Origin of the sequence: Tritonibacter multivorans (assembly GCF_001458415.1) — a bacterium.
GTDB classification, from domain to species: domain Bacteria; phylum Pseudomonadota; class Alphaproteobacteria; order Rhodobacterales; family Rhodobacteraceae; genus Epibacterium; species Epibacterium multivorans.
Genome location: NZ_CYSD01000043.1, coordinates 277,042 through 284,761, shown reverse-complemented (window position 1 = coordinate 284,761; position 7,720 = coordinate 277,042). Strand labels below are relative to the sequence as shown.

The window sequence follows — 7,720 nt, the reverse complement described above, 5'->3', positions numbered from 1 at the left end:
CAGAGCGCAGGCCGTCATAAGGCGCGTCGTCTTTGAAGGACCGCTGAGAATTCATCGCCTGAACCTGCACGTCGGACTGCACAACACCAAAGTCCAGCTCGCCTTCGCGGATGGTGCGGGTGTTGTAGACGGAGCCGCCGGTGGATTCCACAGAGCAGCGCACGCCATGTTCTTTGCGGCCCTTGTTCACCAGACGGCAGATCGCGCCGCCGGTCGGGTAATAAACGCCGGTCACACCGCCAGTGCCGATGGTGATAAAGGTCTGGTCCGCAGCTTGTGCTGCACCACCGAAGGCCAGGGCCGCCGCGAGGACGGAGCCGGAAAGCTTGGTTTTGATTTTCATGGGATAATCCTCCGAGAATTTTAACGGTGGCTTTGGTGCCACCTTGACGTTGCTATATGCGACGCGCGGGAAATAATTGGTAATTGCTAATTTTGATATTTTAATCACCTTTCCTTATATGTATGAGCAGCGCACCAACTTTTCCCGGGTGCGCACTATGTCCATGACCTTCCTGCAAATGTCTGCTTTTCGAGAGGTCATGCGCCTTGGCTCTGTCTCTGAGGCGGCGCGATCCCTGCTGCGCACGCAGCCCGCAATTTCTGCGCAGATCAAGGCTTTAGAGGCAGAACTTGAATGTTCCCTGTTCGAGCGCAAGGGCAAGCGGCTGGTTGCAATGCCCGAGGCGCATTATCTGTTGCGCGAGGCCGAACGCATTCTCGACAGCTTGGAGACCGTAGAGCGCAACATGCGCAACCTGCGCCATCAGCTTCGCGGTGAACTGACATTGGTTTCTATGCCGGGGCCGACGGTTGAATTTTTGCCAGAGCTCATTTCCGACTTCATCGAGGATCGGCCGGACGTCAAAGTCACCCTGATTTCACGCACCAGCCCGCAGGTCGAACAGCTGATGGCGACGCAGAATTATGACATCGGGATCGGCGATTCACAGTTTGCGGGCGGCAAGGGCAGCACCGTGCTGAACCACAAGATCTTTCGCTTTGACACCTTCTGCGCGCTTCGCAAAGACAACCCGCTGGCCCTAAAGCCGGTTTTGACGCCGTCGGACCTGTCTGGGGCACCGATTGGCTGTCTGAATGCCGACCACCCCGGCGCCAAACGTCTGCAGCAGGTGTTTGATGACGCCGGCGCCGAGCTGAACGCCCGCATCCGGTCGCGGTTCTTTGTGCCGATCTTCCGGTTTATTGAGCGTGGCCAATGCTTTGGCATTATGGATTCCCTTGCGCGCGAGACCTATAATGTCATGCGCGGCAGCCATGCGGATCTGGTATTTGTGCCGTTTTCACCGGCGATCTCGCTTGAAGTCAGCCTGATGACACCGAAACACCGCCCGCTGTCGCAGCTGGCGGATCTTTTCCGGGAATCACTGGAAGAGCGGCTCGCCTCCCTGTGAGGCTCAAGGGACGGGGTACATCACGCACCAAGCTCTGACGGCTCTACCCCCATCAAATACCCCAGAAACAGGCTGAACAGCTCGCGTTCGCTGGTGACATCCACCTTTGCGTAAAGCCGTTTCTTGTGGTTCTTTACCGTGCCAATGGTGACGCCCAGACGCTGGGCGATGGCGCGATTGTCAAAGCCTGCAAAGGACAAATGTACAATTTCGCGTTCTTTTGGCGTCAACGCACCGGGCAGGAAACCGGCGGTCGCCTCAGGATAAGTCAAGGGCGGCAGGCCCGCCTGCGGGGCGGGTGATTTTGCCTGCGGCCCTGTCATGCGCCAGTGGCTGCGCACAAGGGCGGCCAGGGGGGCATAGCCTGCCTTCAGCACGGCCATCTCTTGCGTGGAAAACACACGGCACCGTTCCAGCGTCAGAGCCACGGCTGTGTCCGTGTCGATGGGGCAGATCAGCGCCACGTCATCTTCAAATTTTGTCATCGGGACAAAGCCTGACAAATAGGCCGCATCCCCCTGATCCATATTGGAAATATCGCTGAGCCGAAAGACGCCGCCCTGACGTTCATCGCGCCAGAAACGGTAGAAAGGATCGAACCGGAAATAGCCCGCGTCATAGGTGCGGCGGATCAGGTCGTGATCGACCACGCCAAGGCTGCCCTGCGGCATGCTGTGGCCCAGAACCTTGGGCGCCATGGTCGCGGAATAGACAATGCTCCAGCGCATATCATGGGGCAGAACCCCGTCGAAAAGCTGCTCCATCTGCTTTGGAAATCCGGGGTGACCCACCGCGTCAGCCGGGGCGGCAAACTGTTGGAGAAGTATCTGCAAAGGGTTCACTTTTCGCCTCATGGTTACTGGAGGGATCATCCCGAGGGGCGCTCGATCTGTTAGCCTGTCACCACAGCCCAACCGGCCGCGGCCTGGATGACTATGAGGAGACAACGCTTTGACGACAAGAGACAATACCGGTCTTGACCTGTCTGCCGCCGCACCCGAGACCGCGGCCAAATTTGATGCAGCACTGCGCGAACTTGCCCTCTGGCGCAACCCAATCGCGATCCTGAACGCGGCCACAGATGAGGAACCGAAATTCATCATGGGCCATATCTTCAAGGCCTATATGGACATGGCATCCACAGATCGCAGATACGCCAACATGGCGGCGCAGCGCCTTGAAATCATTGAGGACTTATGCACCAAAAACTGCCTTGCGCGGGAAAGGCTACATCTGGATGTGCTGCGCCAGTGGCATGCAGGGGATTGGATCGCGGCAAGTCGCGGGTTTGATCACCTGTTGGCCACATATCCGACGGATTTCCTCGCCCTGTGGATGGCGCATCAGCTGGATTTCTACCTTGGTCATTCTGCCCGAATTCGCGACCGCATAGCCGACGTGTTGCCGTTCTGGGATCCCACACATCCGCTTTATAGCTTTGTGCAGGGCATGCATGCTTTTGGCCTGGAAGAAGCCGGCGAAACAGAGCGCGCACTGGCAGCTGGCCTGTCCGCGCTGAACGCGGAACCACGCGACGTCTGGAGCATTCATGCCGTTGCACATGCCTATGAAATGTTGGGAGATTTCGATCGCGGCGCAGATTTTATGGACGCGGGGACCGACAGCTGGTCGCAGCAGAATGTTCTGGTTTCGCACAATGCCATTCACACGATTCTTTACCGGCTGGAGCAGGGCGATCTTGCCCGCGTGCTTGACCTCTATGACGCCTATGTGCAGCCCAGTGGCAAGACGCCCGCACTGTTGGGGCTGGTGGATGGCTCATCCGCCTTGTGGCGGCTGCATCTGGACGGCACTGAGACGGGCGATCGCTGGCAGCGGCTGGCCAACAGCTGGGCGCCTGTGGCCGAACAGGCCTTCTGCGCCTTCAATGATGTGCATGCGATGATGGCTTTTGTTGCGGCCGGCCGTGACACGGAGGCCGCGCGCCTTTTGGCGGCTCTGGATCGGGTGTTGGAACAGGGGGATCTGAAGCACAATACAAATCTTGCCGTCACCGCAACGGTAGGTCGGCCGATTTGCGCGTCTTTACAAGCCTTTGGTCGCGCGGATTACAGTGCGGTTGTCGACGGGTTGCTGCCCATTCGGGATCAGGTCATCCGGTTTGGCGGCAGCCATGCGCAGCGTGATGTGGTCGAACGCACCCTTCTTGAGGCGGCGCTGCGCGACAATCAGAAATCACTGGCCGAGGCATTGATCAGCGAACGGCTGAACCATCGGCCAAACAGCCCTTACAACCGCCAGAAAACAGCACAGCTTGCGGCGATGGCCTGAGTTAAAAACACCCGCAAGGTCAATGACTTTGCGGGGGCTCTGATGTGCTAGACCTTGCTCAGATTACACATGTGCAGTTTCAGGTTTGGCTGCTGCGAGATCGGATCAAGCGCCAAGCCTGTGAGTTTATTGACCGACTCTGCCGGGTGATAGGGCTGCTTTTCATCCCAGCCAATGGGAATGAAGATCGCGTTTTCACGGATACCGGCATAGCGCCACGCGCGCACTTTGACCTCGCCATTCTCGGTTCGGACCAAAACCTCATCCCCATCTGCAATCCCCAGCGCATCGGCTTTCTTTGGGTGGATCTGACAGTAAAGCTGCGGCCACATTTCCTGCGCCTGCCAGAAGTAATGCGTCCAGGAATGGAAATGCGGTGCAGGGGGACGGCCCGTGACCAGTTCGGTGTCAAATTCGCTGACAACAGGTCGATCTGAGGGGGCCACCAGCGTCCCTTTTTCCGCGTAGGTGTCGGCATGGAAGAAAGAAGACACCACATCCTCGCCACTGTAGCGGAGCGTGGGCGCAAGATGGGCCGAGGGTTTTTCGGTATAGAATTCGGGCAGGGCGGTCAGGCCCATGGCGGCAAACCGCCCTTCCAACGTCGGGGTAAAAAACTCCAACTTGCCCGAGGGCGTCGGGAAACGGTGGCCTTCGGGGGCGTCAAAGGCGGTGGTGCCTTCGAGATAGAGGGTATCGGGCGCAATACTGTCTTCATCCTTCGCCGGAATGCGCATCCATCGGCTGGGCTGTTCGATCAGACGTTTGGTGGTGATGCCCCGGACGCCGGGGGTGGTTGGGGCCACCACCTCGTCCCACAGAACACGGGGGTCTTTGTAGCGGTCCTTCAGGATGTCGTCGAAACCAAAGCGTTTGCCCAGTTCAATCCAGAACCAATGGTCCGACCGTGCCTCGCCCGGCGGGTCGATCAGCTTGTCGTTCCAGACAATCCGGCGGTCTTCGGCAAAGCGGGTGGTGCCGCCTTTTTCAATGCCGCTGGCCATGGGAAGTACATAGTCTGCGTGATCCGAGGTGGCATTGCGGAACAGGTCCATATGCACCACCAGATCGAGCCCTTTGACCGCGCGGCGGGCGCGGTTCAGGTTCGGCCATTGCCCCAAGGGGTTGTTGCCGGTGATCATGGCGCGGATTGGATATTGCGCCTCGCCCAGCATGGCCCCCACCCAATCCGCCGGGTTTTTGGAAATCGCCGGACGGGTCTGCGGTTTGCGGCTCGTGGGGACCTCGGGGTATTTCCAGTCGGGCTCAGAGGACACATTGAAATACCCACCGCCGCGACGACCATAGTTGCCGGTGATCGCCACAAGGAACTGATAGACGCGGTTGGTCTGGGCCGAGTTCGTGTGCTGGTTCACACCACGGCTGAGGTAGATCATGCAGCCGTCGACACGGGCGATCTCTTCGGCCAGTTTGCGGATCTTCTCGGCGGGTAAATCGGTGATCGGCGCGGCCCAGTCGGCGTCATAGCCTTTGGCAAAGATATAATCGCGCCAGTCTTCAAACCCTTCCATCCAAGTGTCGCAGAAGTGCTGGTCCTGCAGAGCGTTGGACAAGATGTGATGGATCATCGCCAGACCCAGCGCCATGTCCGTGCCAGGCCGGATCGCAAGCCACTCATCCGCCTTGGAGGCAGTGACCGTCTGGCGGGGATCGACCACCACCAGCTTGGCTTTGTTCTGCAGCCGCCAGTTGTTCATCAGGCCAAAGTTGACGGGCCGGGTTTCGGCCTGATTGTCGCCGATATAGACATACATCCCGGCGCTGCCGATGTCTTCGGGCGTGTAGACATTGGCCAGCATGGTGGAGCCTTGGGTCAGCTCGAGGCTCACCGATTTGCCAAGGTCGCAGAAGGGTTCGGTGGCGGCGAGGTTGCCGGTGCCCCAGAGATCGGCAAACAGCGGCACCGCGCCCATGATGTTCAACACGCCCGTACGCGACCCTGCCTGAATGGCCAGTGCTTCGGGGCCGTATTGGTCGCGCACCTGTGTCAGCTTGGCGGCAATCTCAACCAGCGCCTGATCCCAGGAGATCTCCTCGAACTGGCCAGATCCGCGTTCGCCCACACGTTTCAGTGGCGTCAGCAGCCGGTCGGGGTTGCCGTACATCTGCAGCGTCATTTGCGATTTTGGACAGATGCGGCCACCAAAGATCGGGTCGTCCTTGGTGCCATAGATATTGGTGACCTTGCCGTCGCGCAGCTCGTAGGTGATCGGGCAGGCGTTAAAGCAGATATTGCAGCCGCCCTTGTGTTTGATCGCAGGGGCCTCTTCCGCTTGTTCGCGGGTGGCGCGATCAAACGTGCCGTGCTGGACATCACTGGTCAGATTGGCACGCGCGGCGTCATCCGCCATGAGGTTTGGCACCTCGGCCGCGGTTTTGTCGCGGTCTCCCAGACGCTTGAAGTAGACAGTTGCGGGTTTCTGCAGGAAGTGATCGGTGTCCAGAACGTCGCGGTCTTCGGCTTTTGCCTTGGCAATGTGGTCATTGCGGGTGCCGAACTGGATTGCCTGTGTTGGGCAGACAGAGGCACAGGCGGGGCCATCGCCCTCGGCGCGGCGATGGGCGCAGAGATCACATTTCACCGCGTGGTGTTTTTCGGCGTTGTAGCCAATGGCCCCATAGGGGCAGGAGACCGCACATTCGCCGCAGCCAGTGCAGCGGTCCTCGTTGATCTGCACAACACCGGTGATGGGATCCTTGCTGATCGCCTTGGGCGTCACAGGGCAGGCGCGCAGACAGGCGGGGCGCTCGCACTGCTGGCAGGTCACGGTCAGAAAATCGAGCAGGGCCGGGCGGAACTGTTCGGTCTGTTCCTCGCCCTCGCCGTACCACATCACCCGGTTGCGATAGGTGTGCGGCCCCAAAGCGTTGGACTGTTTGCAGGCCGCTTCGCAGCTTTTGCAGCCGATGCAGCGTTCCAGATCAATAAGCAGGCTCAGCGGGTTGTCGGGTGCGACGGTCATTTGCTTCCCCAATTCGCGATATGCCACCAATAGACCTCGCCGCCCTTGGCCGCGTATCCGGCAAAGAACAGCATGACCACCACATGGGCCAAAAGGCTGAGATAGAAGATGGCCGCCACGGCAATATGCAGCTGACGCGCATAAGACAGGACAAAGCCTGCCCGCGCCCGCGCCCCGACCAGCGCGGCCTCGCGGCGGGCCAGCAGATCGTAGCGCAGCGCCTTCAGCGGCGCACGCAGCCAATGACGCAGCCGCGGGGAGAATGTGGCCTCGTTTGCCTGCGGGTCGAGCATGGCCAGCAGGGCGGTTTTCTGCTCGATCACAGCGCCAATGGCGGCCCGGTTGTCGGGCAGGGCGGTGCCGAAGTCAAAACTTTTAGGGGATCGCGCAAAGAGGAAGGACAGCCGCCGGGTCAGAAAGGCCCGCACCCAGAACCCCTGGCACACCAGAAACATCAGCGCGACCAGCGGCACCAAAGCAGGCGACAGCGCAGACACCGAGGCCACATGGATCGAAATCAGGAAAATCCCCATAAAACCGCAGATCGCGTGCAACACGAACCAAAGCGGAGGATTTTTCGCCGCGCCGCCGCGTTTTGCAAAAAAGAAAACCGCAGGCATCAAAAGACAGATCGTCCCCGCAATCGCGCAGGCCTGATTAAACGGCGCGCCCGGTCGCGTGTCGCGGAACAGCGGGACAGCCACAAGAATGCCCAAAAGGGTCGCACTTACCGCAACGACCAAAGCGCGACGGCTCAGGTCGGGGCGTGTGGAACTGGCGCGCTTTGCAACCGACCAATCCGATGAATGTCCAGAAGAGGAGGCAGAGCGCATCATCTGCCCCCAGCCGAAAACGGTGCGCGCCCTGCATCGGCAGTCTGGCGACCACGCGCAGGGGCATGAAAGGTGAGTAGGGGCATTATGGCGTCAAAGCTGGCTGATCACGCGGCACAGGAAGCCATCCCGCCGCTGGTCGATGTGTTGATGTGGCTAAAATCGGTTTAACCGACCAAAAAACCTTGGAAAACGC

Annotated in this window: 6 protein-coding genes; 2 read left to right on the top strand and 4 right to left on the bottom strand. The window is 59.6% G+C overall.

The features are described 5' to 3' along the window. The coding region (locus tag TRM7557_RS19450; RefSeq protein WP_131727576.1) for a TAXI family TRAP transporter solute-binding subunit at positions 1-343 on the bottom strand (343 nt) is incomplete at its 3' end. Positions 344-500: 157 nt separating this feature from the next. Between TRM7557_RS19450 and TRM7557_RS19445 the strand changes: the two genes are divergently transcribed. Next, positions 501-1,415: a LysR family transcriptional regulator gene (locus tag TRM7557_RS19445; protein WP_165610566.1), complete on the top strand. Its 915-nt coding sequence runs from the start codon at positions 501-503 to the stop codon at positions 1,413-1,415. A gap of 20 nt (positions 1,416-1,435) precedes the next feature. On the opposite strand, the gene TRM7557_RS19440 is transcribed toward TRM7557_RS19445, so the two are convergent. Next, a complete protein-coding gene (locus tag TRM7557_RS19440; protein ID WP_058291885.1) occupies positions 1,436-2,179 on the bottom strand; it encodes a helix-turn-helix domain-containing protein in 744 nt (247 codons plus the stop codon). A 187-nt stretch (positions 2,180-2,366) separates the two neighbouring features. Here TRM7557_RS19440 and TRM7557_RS19435 point away from each other — a divergent pair, with 187 nt between their 5' ends. Beyond that, on the top strand, positions 2,367-3,707 hold the full coding sequence (locus TRM7557_RS19435) for a tetratricopeptide repeat protein (protein ID WP_058291884.1): 1,341 nt from the start codon (positions 2,367-2,369) through the stop codon (positions 3,705-3,707). 47 nt (positions 3,708-3,754) lie between these two features. Here the strand turns inward: TRM7557_RS19435 and TRM7557_RS19430 are convergent, their stop codons facing one another. Together TRM7557_RS19430 and TRM7557_RS19425 are read right to left on the bottom strand one after the other, a co-directional pair. Next, positions 3,755-6,691 carry a molybdopterin-dependent oxidoreductase gene (locus tag TRM7557_RS19430; RefSeq protein WP_058291883.1) on the bottom strand — a complete coding sequence of 979 codons (2,937 nt, stop codon included), beginning with the start codon at positions 6,689-6,691 and terminating at the stop codon, positions 3,755-3,757. Continuing rightward, the gene (locus TRM7557_RS19425) at positions 6,688-7,527 is read right to left on the bottom strand and encodes a hypothetical protein (RefSeq protein ID WP_058291882.1); all 840 of its coding nucleotides are present in this window, start codon (positions 7,525-7,527) and stop codon (positions 6,688-6,690) included. Before TRM7557_RS19425 ends, TRM7557_RS19430 begins: the two co-directional genes overlap by 4 nt. Positions 7,528-7,720: the final 193 nt, after the last annotated feature.

What these genes read in the sequence shown, in the direction of transcription:
- TRM7557_RS19445 (WP_165610566.1), top strand. Translation starts at nt 501, where the DNA reads ATGTCCATGACCTTCCTGCAAATGTCTGCTTTTCGAGAGGTCATGCGC.
- TRM7557_RS19440 (WP_058291885.1), bottom strand. Translation starts at nt 2,179, where the DNA reads ATGGAGCAGCTTTTCGACGGGGTTCTGCCCCATGATATGCGCTGGAGC.
- TRM7557_RS19430 (WP_058291883.1), bottom strand. Translation starts at nt 6,691, where the DNA reads ATGACCGTCGCACCCGACAACCCGCTGAGCCTGCTTATTGATCTGGAA.
- TRM7557_RS19425 (WP_058291882.1), bottom strand. Translation starts at nt 7,527, where the DNA reads ATGATGCGCTCTGCCTCCTCTTCTGGACATTCATCGGATTGGTCGGTT.